The organism is Catenulispora sp. GAS73 (assembly GCF_041262085.1).
Classification (GTDB): domain Bacteria; phylum Actinomycetota; class Actinomycetes; order Streptomycetales; family Catenulisporaceae; genus Catenulispora.
The window spans coordinates 1-16,013 of sequence record NZ_JBGCCM010000073.1 but is presented as its reverse complement, the minus strand read 5'-3'; the positions used below and the strand labels follow the sequence as shown (position 1 = coordinate 16,013).

General features: G+C 69.4%; 14 protein-coding genes. 6 read left to right on the top strand and 8 right to left on the bottom strand.

The window, feature by feature from the left end:
- The first annotated feature begins 638 nt into the window (after positions 1-638).
- The 3 genes from ABH935_RS50025 to ABH935_RS50015 all read left to right on the top strand — a co-directional run bounded on the left by ABH935_RS50025 (position 639) and on the right by ABH935_RS50015 (position 6,015).
- Entirely contained in the window at positions 639-1,583 is a 945-nt protein-coding gene (locus ABH935_RS50025; RefSeq protein ID WP_370385081.1) for a chitinase, read from the top strand.
- 150 nt (positions 1,584-1,733) lie between these two features.
- Positions 1,734-5,129 (top strand): DUF4132 domain-containing protein, encoded by a 3,396-nt coding sequence (locus tag ABH935_RS50020; RefSeq protein WP_370385080.1) that lies wholly within the window; start codon positions 1,734-1,736, stop codon positions 5,127-5,129.
- Positions 5,130-5,334: 205 nt separating this feature from the next.
- The gene (locus ABH935_RS50015) at positions 5,335-6,015 is read left to right on the top strand and encodes a hypothetical protein (RefSeq protein WP_370385079.1); all 681 of its coding nucleotides are present in this window, start codon (positions 5,335-5,337) and stop codon (positions 6,013-6,015) included.
- A gap of 87 nt (positions 6,016-6,102) precedes the next feature.
- On the opposite strand, the gene ABH935_RS50010 is transcribed toward ABH935_RS50015, so the two are convergent.
- Complete coding sequence (locus tag ABH935_RS50010; RefSeq protein WP_370385078.1) at positions 6,103-6,690, bottom strand: TetR/AcrR family transcriptional regulator; 588 nt, start codon at positions 6,688-6,690, stop codon at positions 6,103-6,105.
- 91 nt (positions 6,691-6,781) lie between these two features.
- On the opposite strand from ABH935_RS50010, the gene ABH935_RS50005 reads away from it, so the two are divergent.
- Positions 6,782-7,228 (top strand): anthrone oxygenase family protein, encoded by a 447-nt coding sequence (locus ABH935_RS50005; protein ID WP_370385077.1) that lies wholly within the window; start codon positions 6,782-6,784, stop codon positions 7,226-7,228.
- A 56-nt stretch (positions 7,229-7,284) separates the two neighbouring features.
- Positions 7,285-7,671, top strand: a complete 387-nt coding sequence (locus tag ABH935_RS50000) for a VOC family protein (protein ID WP_370385076.1) — start codon at positions 7,285-7,287, stop codon at positions 7,669-7,671.
- Between the two features lie 64 nt (positions 7,672-7,735).
- Here ABH935_RS50000 and ABH935_RS49995 read toward each other — a convergent pair whose 3' ends face one another.
- From ABH935_RS49995 to ABH935_RS49985, 3 genes are all read right to left on the bottom strand, one after another.
- A complete protein-coding gene (locus tag ABH935_RS49995) occupies positions 7,736-9,169 on the bottom strand; it encodes a cell wall-binding repeat-containing protein (RefSeq protein WP_370385075.1) in 1,434 nt (477 codons plus the stop codon).
- Between the two features lie 175 nt (positions 9,170-9,344).
- Positions 9,345-9,737, bottom strand: coding sequence for an FMN-binding protein (locus ABH935_RS49990; protein WP_370385074.1), 393 nt, complete (start codon positions 9,735-9,737; stop codon positions 9,345-9,347).
- 88 nt (positions 9,738-9,825) lie between these two features.
- Positions 9,826-11,232 carry a ferric reductase-like transmembrane domain-containing protein gene (locus ABH935_RS49985; RefSeq protein ID WP_370385073.1) on the bottom strand — a complete coding sequence of 469 codons (1,407 nt, stop codon included), beginning with the start codon at positions 11,230-11,232 and terminating at the stop codon, positions 9,826-9,828.
- Positions 11,233-11,491: 259 nt separating this feature from the next.
- Here ABH935_RS49985 and ABH935_RS49980 point away from each other — a divergent pair, with 259 nt between their 5' ends.
- On the top strand, positions 11,492-12,268 hold the full coding sequence (locus tag ABH935_RS49980; protein ID WP_370385072.1) for a hypothetical protein: 777 nt from the start codon (positions 11,492-11,494) through the stop codon (positions 12,266-12,268).
- A 105-nt stretch (positions 12,269-12,373) separates the two neighbouring features.
- Here ABH935_RS49980 and ABH935_RS49975 read toward each other — a convergent pair whose 3' ends face one another.
- The 4 genes from ABH935_RS49975 to ABH935_RS49960 form a co-directional block, all read right to left on the bottom strand.
- Complete coding sequence (locus ABH935_RS49975; protein WP_370385071.1) at positions 12,374-12,847, bottom strand: SRPBCC domain-containing protein; 474 nt, start codon at positions 12,845-12,847, stop codon at positions 12,374-12,376.
- Positions 12,848-12,914: 67 nt separating this feature from the next.
- Positions 12,915-14,000 carry a sigma-70 family RNA polymerase sigma factor gene (locus ABH935_RS49970; protein WP_370385070.1) on the bottom strand — a complete coding sequence of 362 codons (1,086 nt, stop codon included), beginning with the start codon at positions 13,998-14,000 and terminating at the stop codon, positions 12,915-12,917.
- 407 nt (positions 14,001-14,407) lie between these two features.
- Entirely contained in the window at positions 14,408-15,112 is a 705-nt protein-coding gene (locus ABH935_RS49965; protein WP_370385082.1) for a DUF4097 family beta strand repeat-containing protein, read from the bottom strand.
- Between the two features lie 176 nt (positions 15,113-15,288).
- The gene (locus ABH935_RS49960; protein WP_370385069.1) at positions 15,289-15,738 is read right to left on the bottom strand and encodes a heme-binding protein; all 450 of its coding nucleotides are present in this window, start codon (positions 15,736-15,738) and stop codon (positions 15,289-15,291) included.
- Between the last annotated feature and the right edge of the window lie 275 nt (positions 15,739-16,013).

Below are 16,013 nucleotides of genomic sequence, written 5' to 3'. Positions count from 1 at the left end.
ACCAGCACAAACCCGCCCCACCCAGCCACAAACCACTGCCACTTGACATCAATAGGAGCATCGGAAGCAGACCGGTCCGGTGGTATCAAGTCGGATCACTGCTGCTTCGGTCGGGTTTCGTGCGACTTGACACCACCGGCCCGGTCAGCTTGGCTACGCCCGCCGACGCGACGGGGAACCCGGGACAACCCCGCCTGTGGGAAGGATTCCCGCACCTCCCACACGACACCTCACCGCCACCTGTGGCCACCCAGTCGGACCGGTGCGCGGTCGTGCACGCGAACACCGGCGGCCGCCAACGCAACACACCACGCTCAACCGAACTGCGCCACCCAGCGGATCCTTCTTAAACCCGTGCGAAGCCGTCAAAAAACGCCCTTGACTATCAACCCACAAACAAACCGCACCCGCCACCAGCACACATAGGTCAGCAGCGCCGGTTTTTAAGGGGCCCAGGTAACGGCCCACGGTAACGCCTCGACAGTCAGGGTTCGTCGTCCTCCCGAACCCCGGCGAACAGTTCGCCTCTTGACGCGCTGCGCGGTGCTGCCTACTCTCCCGCATGGAGTAAGTAAAGTTTACTAACACTCCGTCCGGCCGGAACGCAGGTACCACCCCCACACGCCTGGAGGATCCGCATGCCCAAAAACCTTCGTAGGACCCTGATATGCGGCACCGCGGCGCTGCTGCCCGCCGCCGCGATCGGGTTCGCCGCGACCGCCAACGCGACCCCCGCGGCCAAGGCCGCCGGGGGCAGCTTCCCCGCGCACTACTCGGCGCCCTACCTCCAGATCTCCTCGTCTGACGCCGGCGACCTGGCCAAGGACATGGCCGCCAGCGGCGACAAGTTCTACACGCTGGCCTTCCTCACGCCGAAGTCGGGCTGCACTCCCCAGTGGGAGGACGGCGGCGACTCGGTCGGCGCGTTCAGCTCCCAGATCACGGCCCTGCAGAACGCCGGCGGCAACGTCATCATCTCCTTCGGCGGCGCCTCCGGCGGCGAACTGGCGGAGAAGTGCACGTCGGTGTCCAGCCTGGAAGCGGCTTACGCCAAGGTCGTGAGCACGTACCACGTCACGCGCCTCGACTTCGACATTGAGGGCACCGACCTGAACAACAAGACCGCGAACTCCCGCCGGAACCAGGCGCTGGCCGCCCTGCAGAAGGCGAACCCGAGCGTGCAGGTGGACTACACCCTGCCCGTCGACCCCACCGGCCTGGAGTCCAACGCCACCACGCTGCTGAAGGACGCCAAGAGCAAGGGCGTCGCGGTGAAGGTCGTCAACATCATGACGATGGACTTCGGCGACGGCCAGAACGCCCTGAACGACGCCGAATCCGCCGCCAAGGCCACGGCCCCGCAGCTCCAGTCGATCTTCGGCCAGTCCTGGGGCATGCTCGGCCTGACCCCGATCGCCGGCCACAACGACGACAACGAGAACTTCACCCAGTCCAACGCCTCCACCCTGGAGAGCTTCGCCGCCTCGCACGGCGTGCAGGAACTGGCGTTCTGGGAAGTCGACGGCTACGACAAGGGCACCGGGTACGCCTACTCGAAGATCTTCAACAAGATCACGGGCTAGAGCGGCTGATTCCCCCCCACCCCCGCCCGGCCGGATTGAAGAGCGTCGGCCGGGCGGGGCTCGCTGCGGTGGCTGGTGGCGGCTGGTCGCACCGTGTCAGGACCCTTCGCTACAGTCCCGGGCACCAGCACCCACCCCCGGGAGTGATCGATGAGTGGCGCCACCACCACGACCGACGCGTCGTCGAAAGATGAAGACGCGAATGCGATCCCCGAGGCGATGCGCCGCCTGGTGATTCCCCGCCGTGGCGGTGCTGTGGGCGAACCATTCACCGTCGACCCGGAAGCCGCCACGCACTACGCCGCATGGCTCGAAGAGCACAGCGCCGCCGTCGCCGTGGTCGTCGGCAACCCGCCGACCGACACCGCCCTCGCCGCCGCGTACCGCGCCTCCAACGGCGACCTCGCCACCGCGACCCCGCTCGCGGCAGGCATCGCGGCGGCCATCATGATCTCCCCGGACACCCCGCCCTACGCCAATCTAGACGGCATCATCGATGCCTGGATCGCCACCCGCGGCCACGCCTTCGCCGCGGCGGCCGCCGTCGAACTGTTCGGGGTGAAGGCCTCGGGCGACTACCACAAAGGATCGCGGACGTCGGCGTGGCTCTACCGGAAGCACGCCGCCTACGAGGACATGTCCGAATCGGCCAAATACTTCGACCTCGCCGTCCACCTGCGGCGACTGCTGGCGTCGGCGGGGGAGGAGGACTACGCGCAGGCCGCCGAAACCCTTGCCGGACAACGGATCTCGCTGGCGACCCCGACGACCACCGGCACGGCCTGGTCCCGCATCCTCACGTCCTTCCTGATGCCGGAGCACGTCGACTGGGTCGAGGACGACTTCGCGCTCCTCGCGCGGGCGCACCTCGCCTTGTGGCTGGCGGTCAGCTCGATCACCACCAAGCGCCAAGTGGCCGCCTTCCCGGCACGGAGCGTCAGCGCGTGGGCCCTCGACCAGGAGCCCGAAGTCCTATGGACCGCCCTCGACACCGTCGGCGCAGATCTCCTCCCGATCCTCATCGCGTGGCGCGACAGCAACCCGGACATCCTCCAGCGTCTGCTCTTCCTCATCGCCTGCACGGCATCGACCGACGCCATTCACTACCTCCTCGACAACGTCGACAAGAAGTACTACACAGCCGCGATCCAGACCGCCGCCGAGAACTTCCCGCGGCGTGCTCTGCGCGTGCTCGCCGACGCCGCACTCCGCGACACACCGCGCGGTCTGGCCGCCGCCAACCTGCTGCGCCTGCACATCCTCGCCAACGACGAACTCGCCCGGGCCGAGCTGCCGAACCTCACGCCGGCCGCGCGCGAACTCGTCGAGAAGATCCGCGCCGCCAATGTCCGCGTCCCGGAAGCCGACCCGGACACGCTGCCGACGCTCTTCGTCAGCCCGCCGTGGCTGTCCAACGCCAAGCCAGCCAAGCCCGTCGTCATCACCGGCCTGGTCGCGCCGACTGAGGCGGCCCTGGTCTGGCAGGACGGCGAGCGTGAACGCTGGGCGCCGCCACCGATCGTGACCAACCCGCACTGGACGCTCGAAAGCTGGGAGGACATCGCCGCCCGCATCAGCGCCACCAAGTCGGCGCGCTGGTACGCCGACAGCCACTTCGCGGTCGAAGCCCCCGAGGATCTGGTGCGAACGGTCCTCCCGATCTGGGAGCCCGACTCGTGGCAGGCGGAGACCTGGATCCCGCGGCTCGTCGAACGCTTCGGCGCCGAAGCCCTGCCGCCGATCCTGCACCTGGCGCGCAGCGAACCGGCGTCGGGGAGCTTCTATCTCGCTCCGTTCGCGGCGTCCGAGGCCGCGCTCCTCGCGGCCGACTGGCTCAGCCGGCTCAAGACCGCCCGGCCGTACGCGCTGGAGTGGCTGACGCGGCACCCGGCCGTCGCCGCCAGAACCCTGATACCGGTGGCGCTCGGCAAGGCCGGCAAGGCGCGCAGCGCGGCCGAGCTGACCGTCCGCACCTTGGCCGCGCGCGGCTTCGCCGCCGAGATCACCGAGGCCGCCGCAGCTCACGGCGACGTCGTGGCTCAGGCGGTGGCCGCCATCGTCGCCGACGACGGCACCCTCACCCTGCCCAAAGTGATGCCGGTCATCCCCGACTGGGCCGATCCGCGATCGCTGCCGCAGGTTCTGCTCAAGGGACGACAGACCGCGCTCCCCGAGCAATCCGTGCGGTATCTGCTGCTCATGCTCGCGGTGTCCAAGCCTTCCGAGCCCTACGCCGGCCTGGAAACGGTGAGGGAGATCTGCGACCCGGCATCGCTGGCCGATTTCGTGGCGGCGCTGTTCGAGAACTGGCGCGGCGTCGACTACCCGGCCAAGGAGAGCTGGGCCTTCGACGCGTCGCGCTGGTTCGGCGGGGACGACGTCGTGCGGCGCCTGTCCCCGATGATCCGGCTGTGGCCCGGCGAGAACGGACACCAGCGGGCTGTCGCAGGGCTCGACGTCCTGGCCGACATCGGCGGTGACACGGCGCTAATGCACCTCTACGACATCTCGCAGAAGGTCAAGTTCAAAGCGCTCAAGGAGCGCGCCGCGCAACGCGTCACCGAGATCGCCGACGAGCTCGGCCTCACGCCGGACCAGCTCGGAGACCGTCTCGTCCCGGACCTCGGGCTGGCGCCGTCCGGGACGCTATCCCTGGACTACGGTCCGCGGCACTTCACCGTCGGGTTCGACGAACAGCTCAAACCGTTCGTCGCCGACCAAGGCGGCAAGCGTCTCAAAACCCTGCCGAAGCCCGGAGCGAAGGACGACGCCGAGCTCGCTCCGGCCGCTTACCAGCGGTTCTCCGCGCTGAAGAAGGACGTGCGGACGCTTTCCGCCAGCCAGATCGCGCGCTTCGAGCTCGCCATGGTGGCGCAGCGGCGCTGGACATCTCAGGAGTTCCGCGAGTACTTCGTCGCGCATCCGCTGCTGCGCCACATCGTCCGGCGCCTGGTGTGGGCGACCTTCACCGAGGGCGGCGTCGAGAGCACGTTCCGCGTCGCGGAGGACCTGACGTTCGCCGACGTCTCAGATGACGAATACACACTCGCGGACGACGCGGTGGTCGGCATCGTGCATCCTCTGCACCTCGGCGGAGGCGTGAAGACGTGGTCCGACGTGTTCGGCGACTACGAGATCCTGCAGCCCTTCGAGCAACTGGGACGCACGGTGTACGCACTCACCGACGCGGAGAAGGCGTCGGGCACGCTGACCCGGTTCGACGGGATGGCGACGCCGGTCGGCAAGGTGCTGGGACTGGAGCGGCGGGGTTGGCAGCGCGGTGCTCCGCAGGACGCCGGGATCCAGGGCTGGATCTCGCGTTCGCTTCCTGACGGCGGCTCGGTCACGGTGGACCTGGACCCCGGCATCACCATCGGCTACGTCGGCGAGTGGGGCGAGGTCCAGCGCTTCCGCGCGATCTTCCTCAGCGGCTACGACGACGGCGAGCACTACTACTCGGTGCGGAGCTACCCGGCGTTCGGCAGGCTCGACGACCTCACGGCCTCCGAACTGCTGCGGGACCTCACCGAGGCGATGACTCAGTGAGCTGATACGGCGGCGCGGCAACTTGTGCGGTATCCGGCGGCGGGGTATGCGTCCCAGATATGACGGGGCTTGCCAGGGACGGGCCGCGATCCAGGCTGCCGTCCCGAGCGGTCCCGCTGCGCCGTTCAGGCGACGTAGAAATGCCGCAGATTCCCCCGAATGGGACAATGGCCGGGACTTCAACACCGGGCCCGAGGAGGCCGCTATGAGCAACGATCGGTTGAGTCGCTTCCTAGGGCCGCTCGGACTCGGATCCGTGGTGGCCTTCGTCATCGGGTTCGTGATCCTCGGCTCCGGCAACACGCCCGGCAAGAACGCCCCGGCGGCCGATGTCGTCTCCTACTACACGGCCCACGGCACCCGCGAGACCTGGTCCCTGTACATCGTGGCGGCCGGCGTCATCCTCGCAGCGTTCTTCATCGGCGGTCTGCGCACCGTCCTGCGCAAGGCCAACGAAGCGCACTCCTGGCTCGCCGACACCGCGTTCGCCGGCGGCATCCTGTTCATCGGCGGCTTCGCCACCTCCGGCTTCCTGCAATGGTCGCTGATCAGCGCCGCCCGCAACGGCCAGACCCAGCTCACGGGCAACCTCAACTTCCTGTCCCAGACCGTGATGCTGCCGGCCCAGGCCGGCCTGGTGGTCCTCGCCGCGGCGGCCGGACTGGCGATCATCCTGCACTCCACCATCCCCGCCTGGCTCGGCTATCTGGCGCTGGCGATCGGCGCCGTCTCCGCGATCGGCCCGATCGGCTTCATCGCCGTCGCGGCCACCCCGCTCTGGATGGCCCTGTTCGGCTTCGTCGTCGGCGCCAGAACCGCACCCCGCGCCGCCGACGAACCCCGCCGGGCGATGGGGCACCGGATGACGTTGCGGCACCACCACTGAGGCCACCATCGCTGAGGCGGTGAGAGAACGGCGGCTGCCGATCGTGGCGGCCGCCGCTCCGCGTGTCCCGCCGTCGCCGGCGCCACGTCAGAGCACAGCGAGCCGGTCCACCAGCAGCTCCAGCCTCACCTCGGTCAGCTCCGGCGGCAGCCGCCCCGCTCGGGTCAGGGTGGCGAGTCCGTGGAGCGCCGCCCAGAACAGCTCGGTGAACACTCCCGGATGGACGCCGTCCCCGGCGACCTCGCCGAGCGTTTCCAGCAGCGCGCCGAAGGCGTCCTTCAACGGTGCGGGGGTGTCCTCCTGCGCGAACGCCAGGCCGCCGTCGAGGTTGAACAAGGCGTCGTAGACCGCCGGGTTGCGTTCGGCGAAGTCGAGCCAGGCGCGGGCCAGGGCGGTGACCCGGGCGCGCGGGCCGTCGGCGGTGGAGGCCGCGGAGGCCGCGCTCCGGAGCGCCGCGGCCAGCTCGGTGGCGCCTTCGAGGGCGACGGCGCCGATGATCTCGCGTTTGCCGCGGAAGTGGCTGTAGAGGACGGGCTGGCTGTACTCGATGCTCTCGGCGAGCCGGCGGGTGGTGACCGCGTCCCAGCCCTGGTCCTCGGCGAGTTCGCGGGCCGTCGCCACGATGAGGCGCTCGCGCTGCGCCCGTTCTCGTTGCTTGCGTTCCTGTACCGACATGACTCGATTCTAGCACTGCTAGACAACCGAGCGGCAGCAGTGCTAGCGTCGCAACATCAGCTAGCAACGCTAGAAACTCGGAGGGGACATCATGATCAGCACACTTGAGGTATTCACCACCGTGGCGGTCGGCGTGATGGTGGGGGTGGAGTTCGCCGTCGCCGTCGTTCTCAACCGGATCCTCAACGCGCTCCCCGCCGAGAGCGACCAGCTCGGCCGGGCGCACGGGGGCCGGATGCTCGGCGCCGTGATGCCGTTCTGGTACATCGGCTCGGTCGTCCTCGTCGGGATCTGGGCCGCCGCACGGTGGCACCACCACGGCACCGGCCTGGTCGTCACCAGCGGCGTGCTGCTGATCGTCAGCGTGATCATGTCGCTCCTGCTGCTCGTCCCGATCAACAACCGGAACAAGACCTGGACCCCCGAGAAGCGGCCGGAGGACTGGAAGGAGCAGATGAACCGCTGGGACCGCTTCCACTACATCCGCGTCGCCGACATCATCGCCGCCTTCGCCCTGCTGGTCGCCGCGCTCGTCTGACGAACGGCACCCGCACATCTCAAGCAGAACGACCGAATCGACCTAGGGGAGTCATCATGACCGTGCAGCTGAACCACACCATCGTCCCCGCCCGCGACCCGGAGGCCTCGGCGCAGTTCCTGGCTGGCATCCTCGGCCTGGCCGTCTCGCCGCGGCTGGCGCACTTCACGCCGGTCACGCTGGCCAACGAGGTCAGCCTGGACTACGACCGGGCGGACGACTTCGAGCCACACCACTACGCGTTCATGGTCAGCGACGAGGAGTTCGACGCTTCCCTGGCCCGCATCCAGACCGGCGGGATCACGCACTACGCCGATCCCGCATGCCGGGAACCCGGGCAGATCTATCGCAGTAAGCATGTTGAAGGCCGCAGGGGCACCTACTTCCGGGATCCCAACGGACATCTCATGGAGATCCTCACGCCGGGCGGCGCGAAGTCGTGAAACAGGGAATCGGGGTCCGCATCAGCAATCTGATGCGGGCCCCGATCGCGTGCGTGTCAGCGCGTCAGCTCTTCCAGACCGGGTGGTTCTCGCCGCCGTGCGAAGAGCAGGCGCCGCTGCGTCCGCCCGACAGCGAGATGTCGCCGTCGTTGCAGACCTCCAGGTACCCGATCCCCTTCCAGAAGCTCTCGTTCGTCGGTGCGCCAATGCAGGAGAAGTACGTGCAGATGTCCGACGGAACCTGAGCCTTCGTGATCAGCGCGCCGGATCCGCAGTAGTTCAGCCCGTACGGGTTCGTCGGCGCGCCGCACAGGCCGCCGCCGGGCGGGGGCGGCGGCGCGATCGGCAGACCGTCGCCGCCGTTCGCGATGTCCTGCAGCTGCGCGAGAACCCCGTCGCCGACCGCGCCGGACCCGCCGAAGACCACCGTCGAGGTGACCCCCGCCTGGTGCGCGCCGACCAGCCACACCCGCGGGTTGTCACCCAGGACCGCCGGATCGGTGAGTACCAGCGGACGCCCGAGCGCTGCCATCGCCGCGCCGCCGGTGAGCGCGTCGGCGAAACCGCCACCGGTCGCGACGCCGGCCGAGGTGCCCGCCGGGAACTGCTTCGCGACCGCCACGGCCGTCGCATAGCGGTCGGGGCCGGCCAGCGGAGTCGAGCAGGCGCCGGGGCGCGTGACGAGCTGGACGGCCGCCGTCGCCTGGACCCCGACGGCGGTCACGGCGCCGCAGTCACCCGGTGCCGCCGCCGCGAGCTTCCCGGAGACGTACGCCGCGGTGGACGGATCCAAGCTGTGGCCGCTGGAGAGCACGATCGCCGCAGGGCCGCCGCTGACCGCGTCCGGACCGGCCGCGTACGGACCGGCGGCGAGCGCGTCGGCGTATCCGTCACCGGTCGCGACCACGATCCGCGACGGGTCGCCCAGGCCCCGGCGTGCCACGTCCAGCGCCGTCAGGTAGCGATTCGCACCCTGATACCGGGTCACCGCGTAGCCGTCCCGCGCCAGCTGGGCCTCGACCGCAGAGGAGACCGCCCCGGTCCCGCCGAGGATGTACACCGGCTGCCCGGCGCCCGGGCCGAGCACGCGCGCGATCTCGGCCGCGGTGGCCGCCGTCAGCGACGCCGGGCTGGTGAGGAGCAGCGGGCCGTGCACCTTCGCCGCCAGTGGCACGCCGGACAGCGCGTCGGGGAAGTTGTCGCCGCGGGCGAGCACGACGGCCTGCGCCTTGGCTCGGTTGGTGTTGTCGCCCGCGGCATCAGCCCACTGCGACTGCGAGACCTGCACTCCGGTCTGGTAGCGGTCTGCGCCGTAGACGCGACTGACACCGGTCGCCGGAGCCGGAACGGTCGCCACCGGCGAGGCGGACGACGCTGACAACGCTGATGACGGCGCGGTGCCCGCATGCGCCGTCGAGGCGAAGGCGGCCGTGGCCGCGGCGATACCGCACGCCGCCATCAGGGCTGGTATGCGGGCGGACCGGGATATGCGTGACACGAAGTCTGAGCCTCTCTATGGCTTCCCCGTAGCCGGTGGAGCAGGACGCGCTCAGACTAAGTACGTGCCCTGAGCCGGGCCTCCACTGTTCTGCGTAAGCGATGCGGTTGCGCGCCTGGTAGACCCCCTATTGACACGGCTTCCCGCCCCGGCGACGACGACGATTCCGCTGTCCTCAACTCTTGGCGGCGTCGATCGCCGCCTGCAAAGACGCCATATAGGCCTTCGACGTATACGTAGCCCCGCTCACCCCGTCCACGTGCGCGGACTGCGTCGCGACCGCCTCGCGACCCAGGATCGCGGCCGCGATCAGCGACCGCGCCCAGGAGTCGTCGTTGTCGTGCGGGAGGCTGGTCGCGGCGGCGAACACGATGCGTCCGTTCGCCACGGTGATGCGCACCTGCACGATCCCGTGCGTGATCGCGATCGGCGGCCCGGTCACGGTCATGATCGCGCTCGACCCGGCCCCGTGCGTGCTCTTGGTCGCCGGCGGCTCCTTCGGCGTGAGCCCGTGCGCCGAGGTCTTGGCGGCGAGCAGGCCGGCCATCGCGCCGACGGTGCCGATCACTGAAAACAGAGTTCTGATATGAGGAATACGCATTGGCGTCCCCTGATTCGGCGAAGGCGCCCCGGAAGGGGCCCGTGCGAAGGTGAACTCAGAAGTCGAAGATCTCGGTGTGGATGCGGCCCCGCCGCACCCCGGCCCGCCGCAGGTTCCGCACCGCGGCGGACGCCATGCCGACGGACCCGCAGATGAACACCTCCCGGTCCTCCAGGTCCGGGATCAGGTCCAGCAGCCGGTCGGCGGACAGCGGATCGTTCCGCCGGCTGCCGATGGCCGGGATGTAGATGATCCGCCCGGCCGCGTTGAGGGCTTCGAGCTCGCGGGTCAGGATCAGGTCCCCGACCGTCGAGGCCCGCTGGATGAAGACGATGTCGTGCCGCCGTCCGTGCATGGTCTCGACGATCGCGCGCAGCGGCGTCACCCCGATGCCGCCGCCGATCATCACCACGCCGTGCTGACGGCGCAGCACGCCGGTGAACGCGCCGTACGGTCCGTCCAGGAACACCCTGACGCCCGGCCGCAGCCGCCGCTTCAGCCGCCTGGTGTACCCGCCGACGCACTTGAACGTCAGTCGCAGCGTGTCCGCGTGCGGCGCCGCGGACAACGAGAACGGATGCGCCTGGTACCACAGGCTCCGGCTCATGAACCGCCAGCGGAAGTACTGCCCGGCCTCGGCCCCGAGGTCGGCGACCCGCCGTCCGGTGATGTAGACGTTCATCGCGTCGGGCCCGACCTCCTCCACCCGCGTCACCCGGAACCGGTGGTGCCGGTTGTTCAGGAGCGGGATCACGATGCGGTTGCAGACAATCGCCGCCGCGACGATCGCATGCATTCCCACCCAGACGTCCGCGGCCCACGGGTTCCGCGTGAACTGCGCACCGAGGCTGATCTGGTGCCAGAACGCGGCCGCCGCGGCCGGATACATCAGCAGGTGGATCGCGTGCCAGCCCTCATAACCCAGGCGCCGCCGGATGCTCCGGGCCGACGTGAAGCCCGCGAGCAGCATCACCAGGAACCCGATGGTCGCCGCCAGGACTCCCGGATAGGTCCGCAGGATGCTGACGAGGACCGTCGACGGCGGCGCGTGCACGCTGACGGAGTAAGCCGCGATCACGAACCCCGCGTGCGCACTCAGCAGCAACACCAGGTAGCCGCCCAGACTTCGGTGCGCGGACGCGAGCCACGAACCCAGCCGGTGCTCCAGCCACGGAACCCGGGCCATCAGCGCGATCTCGACGAGCAGCAGATAGGCGCCGACCAGCCCGGTGATCTGCGCCAGCATGACGAGGTAGTCCGCCTCCGACTGGAGCCGGTCGGTCGGCGTCTGCCGCCACCACAGCGCCAACAGGCCCGCGACCCCCGCCGCGAGCACACCCAGCAGCACGGCCGACAGCGGCCGGCGCGGAAGAAGGGGCAGGCTGTGACGCCAGTCCCGACGGGGTACGGCCCAGTCCGGGTCGTACGGCACCTCCACCCCCGCTGACCAACCCTGGACCACGTGAATGCTCCTCACTTCGGGGCACTCAGAATCCACCGGAACGGCCGCTCATCGGGCACGTTTGTTCTAGCTTTTCTCAACCCTTTTCTGAAGCTTTACGGTAACCGCCGACGCCCCGGGCCTGGCCTGCGAAAACTCCGCTGACCAGTCAGTCCCCGGCCTCGGCGGCCAGCGAGTCCGCCTCCTGGGAAGCGGCCCGCGCCTCGGCGTCGGCGCCGTACCGAGCGGCGATCGCGGCCAGACCGCGCAGGCTCTCGACTTGCCGGACGAGGCGAAGACCATCATCGACCTGCTCGCCGGGGGTCGGACCGTGGCCGAGGCCAAGCGCGAGGCCGATCGGTTGCACGACGCCGACCTCGACGTCGCCGACTTCGTCACGGACCTGGAGGAGCTGGGGTTCGTCGCCGCGGTCGACGGCCGAGACCGGGACCGTCACGGGGGCGGTCCCGGCCCGGCGACCGCACCGCGGCAGGCAAGCCTGGCGTGGCTGCGTCCGGGGCATGTTCGCTGGGTGTTCACGCCCCGGGTCGGGCTCGCGGTCACCGCCTTCATCATCGCAGGGCTCGTACAGGGTGTCAGGCATGACGTACTGCCGACCTACCACTCGTTCTTCGCCCTCTACCACCCCGGACTCAATGCCCTGACGGCCGTGATGCTGGTGTGGAGCAACGTGGCCCTGCACGAGTTCTGGCACCTCGCCGCGGGCCGCGCCGCAGGTGGACGCCCGGATTGGGTTCGGGACCCGGCTGACATTCCTGGTCGCCCAGACCTGCGCGCCCGGCTTGTGGGCGGCCGAGCGGCGTGCCAGGATGCGCTTCCACCTCGCCGGCTGGCCGAGCTGCTCACGCTGTCGGTCCTGTTCTCGTTCCTCGCGCAGTTCGCCATCTACATGCGGACCGACGTCTATCTGGTGGTTCAGGAGCTGACGCGCTGCAAGAACCTCTATGGCGACGCCGATCGTCGCGATGACCGTGTATCGCAGCGCGAAGGAACTCGCCGCCAGCCTGTCTGCGGGTTCGCTTGCGCAGGCAGCTGACGGCGCGCTGGTGTTCGTAGTCGTTGTGGGCGCGCAGGCGCTGTTTGTCAGGACTCTGGTGCGCAAGCGCAAGCGCAAGCTCCGGCCGCAGGCTGGCTGAGCGCCCTACCCGGCCAGCTTCGCCAGGTTGTCCATCTCGTTCGCGCGGCCGGCGGACAGGCGGCCGGTCCACTCCTCGTCGTGCATGGCGTCGGCGGTCATGGTCACCTGCGTGCCGCCGTCGGCGGCCGGCCGCAGTTCGACCTCGGTGAGGAACTCGTATGGCGCCACGCCGGGGATGAAGTCGGCGACGGTGCTGTAGGCCAGGCGCCGCGTGGGCTCGACCTCGGTGAAGGTCTTGGTCGAGGTCGTGCTCAGCGGCAGGCCGGCGCCTTCCATGAACGCCACCTGCTCCGGGCCCGTGGCGGTCATCGTGTAGGTCAGCGTGCCGCCGGGGCGCAGGTCCAGCGCGTCGACGTGGACGGTGAACCCGTCCGGCGCCCACCAGGCCTCGATGCCGGCGGCGGTGGTCCACAGCTCCCAGATCTTCTCGGGGGCGGCGGCGTAGGTGCGCTCGATCTGGATCTTCTGCGTGGTCATGGTGGTGTCTCTCCGTCTCTCGGTCTGCCGTGCTGTCAAAGAGTTGGACGTCGGCCACCGCGATCTGTCATCGGTGCTCCGCCGGCAGGGTGAGCGGCAGGGTGAGCGGCAGGGTGAGCGGCAGGGTGAGCGGCAGGCCGAAGGCGGCCACGAGGTGTGCTTCGAACGTGGTGATCTCCACGATCCGGCCGCTCTCGATCCGCAGCACGTCGACCATCTGCGCGCGGAAAACCGAGGTCCCGGGGCGCTGCACGTATCCGGCGACCGCCGGCTGCCGGTTCGCTCCCACGGGCACGTGCCGCCAGCGCCCGAAGTACCCCGCGGATCTGCTGTCGAAGATGGTTCCGAGCTGCTTGAGCAGCGCGTCCCGGCCGGCGAACCAGACCGGGTTCGGGGGCATCGTGACCAGCACGTCCGTGCTGAGCAGGTCGGCCATCATCGACACGTCGGCGCGCTCGGCCGCGATCATGTAGCGGCGCACGATGTCGCGTTCCTGCTGGCTGTGGGTGCCGACGGTCCAGTCCACGCGCCGCTGCGGCAGGCGTTCCCGCAGCGTTTGGCGGGCGCGATGCAACGCGCTGTTGGAGGCGGCGACGCTCATGTCCATCAGCGTCGCGGTCTCTTCTGCCGGGCGGCCAAGGACGTCGCGGAAGATCAGGACGGCGCGTTGGCGGGGCGGTAGGTGTTGGAGCGCGGCCAGGAAGACGAGTTCCATGGTCTCCCGCGAGACTGCGGCGGTTTCGGGCTGTTCGTCGGCGGCTGAGACCTCGTCGAGCAGGCGGTCTGGGTAGGGCTGTAACCAGGGCTGACGTTCTGGGGGTTCGGCGCCGCTGGAGTCGATGCCGGGGATCGGTTCGTAGCGCTGCGGCCGGCGGCCGGTGCGGCGTAGGTGGTCGATGCAGGCGTTGGTGGCGATGCGGTAGAGCCAGGTCCGGGCTGTTGCGCGGCCTTGGAAGCCGGATCGGTCGCGCCAGGCTTTGAGGAGGGTCTCCTGGACCAGGTCCTCGGCGTCGTCGTAGGAGCCGAGCATGCGGTAGCAGTGCAGGTGGAGCCATTTGCGGTGGGGTTCTACGAGGGTTGCGAAGTCGGATTCGTCGGCCGGGTGGGGTGTTTGTTCTGCTATTTCTTTTGCTGTCTCTTCTGTTTTCGTCACGGGTTCTGGTGTGACGTTATGCGCCATGCGGCGTAGGACTCGTGTTGCTGCCGCCAAGGCTTCGGCGTCGGCTCGGAACACCTGGGGAGGACCCAAAGACAGTGTTCTGACCTGCCGTTCTATGTCGGCGAGGACGTCGGCGGGGGCCTGGTCCGTCTTGGCCTGCCGGCGGCGGTAGGCGCGTTGCCTACACGCCGCCGAGCAGTAGACCGAGGTTCGGCCGCGGACCTGTTCTCGTTGCGGGAGCGGGGATCCGCAGAGCCGGCAGCTCTGTGTCTTCATGGCGACTCCAGCTTTTCGTCACCGGTGTGCGGCGTTACGAAAACGACCCTAGGGCCTTCGCTTGCCGCTGGCCAGTTCAGCTGGCTGCTTCTGGCTGCTTCAGCCGGCTGCCTTAGTCGGCTGCCTCAGAGGCTCGTCGCGGTGATGTCGCCGTGCGATGTGGTCGCCTTGACGGCCAGGCCGGCGCCGGCGCCCTCGGAGTTCCGCATCGCGTTGGTGACGCGGCCGTGGGCGGTGCCGGCGTCCAGGGTGCCGGAGACGCCGTGGGCGGCGGCGATCGTCAGGTTGCCCGCGTCGGTGCGGAGTTCGACCGAGCCGGCGACGGCTTCGGCGACGGTGATGTCGCCCTTGCCGTTGCGGAGGTGGGCCGAGCCGGTCAGCTTCGCGATCGAGAGGTCACCCATGTGCATGGTGACGGTGCCGCCGGCGATCTCGTCGAGCGCGACGGTGCGGTACGCGCCGTCGAAGCTCACGGTGCCGAGCCGTCCGGTGCTGAAGAGCTCTGCGGCGCCGGCCTTGCCCTCGACGCGCGAGCCGGACGGCAGCGCGATGGTCACGTCCAGCGAACCGGAGCTGCCGAGGACCTTGTTCGGGTCGTCGGTCGCGATGCGCAGGACGCCGTCGGCGAAGTCGATCGCCGTCTGCTCCGCGGCCTTCGCGTCGCGGCGCTTTGAGGCGTCCGAGGGGAGGATCTGGACGGTGGTGTCGGCGCGGTCGGTCGCGACGAGGTGGATTTGTCCTGCTGGGATGTTCAGGAGGACGGTGATTGGGGTCTGGGTCTGGGTCTGGGGCGGGGTCTGGGTCTGGGTCGGGGTCTGGAACTTCTGCATCATGCTCTCCTTGGTCGCGGTGCTTGCGCTGTGTGCGCTGCCTGCGGTATCTGCGGTGTTTGCAGCGTTTGCCGGGCCGGGTGGCCCGCTCTCACATCCCCGACTTTCGCGGGGTGTGCTGACACGGGCCTGACGTCGTCCTGACAGGGCTGCTGACATCGCGGGAGAGCGCGGGATCAGTGCGACGGCGACGTCGGCACCTGCGCGGAAGCGGCGGCGGCGATCTCGTGGTCGACGTCGGAGCTCGGTGCGCCGGAGACGCCGAGCGCGCCGATCACCCGGCCGTCGTCGCGGATGAGGACACCGCCGCCGTAGGGCACCAGCGAGCGCGCCCCGGCCAGGACGAGCCCGGTGCCGAACAGCGGGCCACCGGGCTGGATGGCCGGGGTGAGGTTGACGCTGTCGCCGCCGATGCTGATGGCGGTGAAGGCCTTCCCGATCGCGGTATCGATGGTGATGAGGTTCGCCCCGTCGGTTCGAGCGAAGGCGACCAGGTTGCCGCCGGTGTCGACGACGGCGAAGGCGGCGGCGACGCTGCGCTTAGCGGCGAGGGTGCGGGCGGTGGCGGTGATGGTTTCGGCTTGGGTGAGGGTGATGTTTAGGGCGGTGTTTTGGGTGGTGGTCATGGGGTCCCCCGTTGGTTCGCGGCGTGCCGGGTGGCGGTCCGCGTGTGTTTCCAGGTTGGTGGGGGGTGCCGAGGCGTGGGGAGAGCGTGCTTGACCTGGTGTCAGGGCCACCAGGATCGGGGCTTATATGTGCGGCTGGTCCGTGGTTTTACAGGCGATTTTTACGGCTTCGCGCAGGGGTTGATGACCTCGCGGGGGGACGCAGTTCGGTTGAGTAGTCCTGGCACGGCGTTGCCGCGCCGTCGTGGCGGCGCGAAAATGACCGGTGTGGGTGC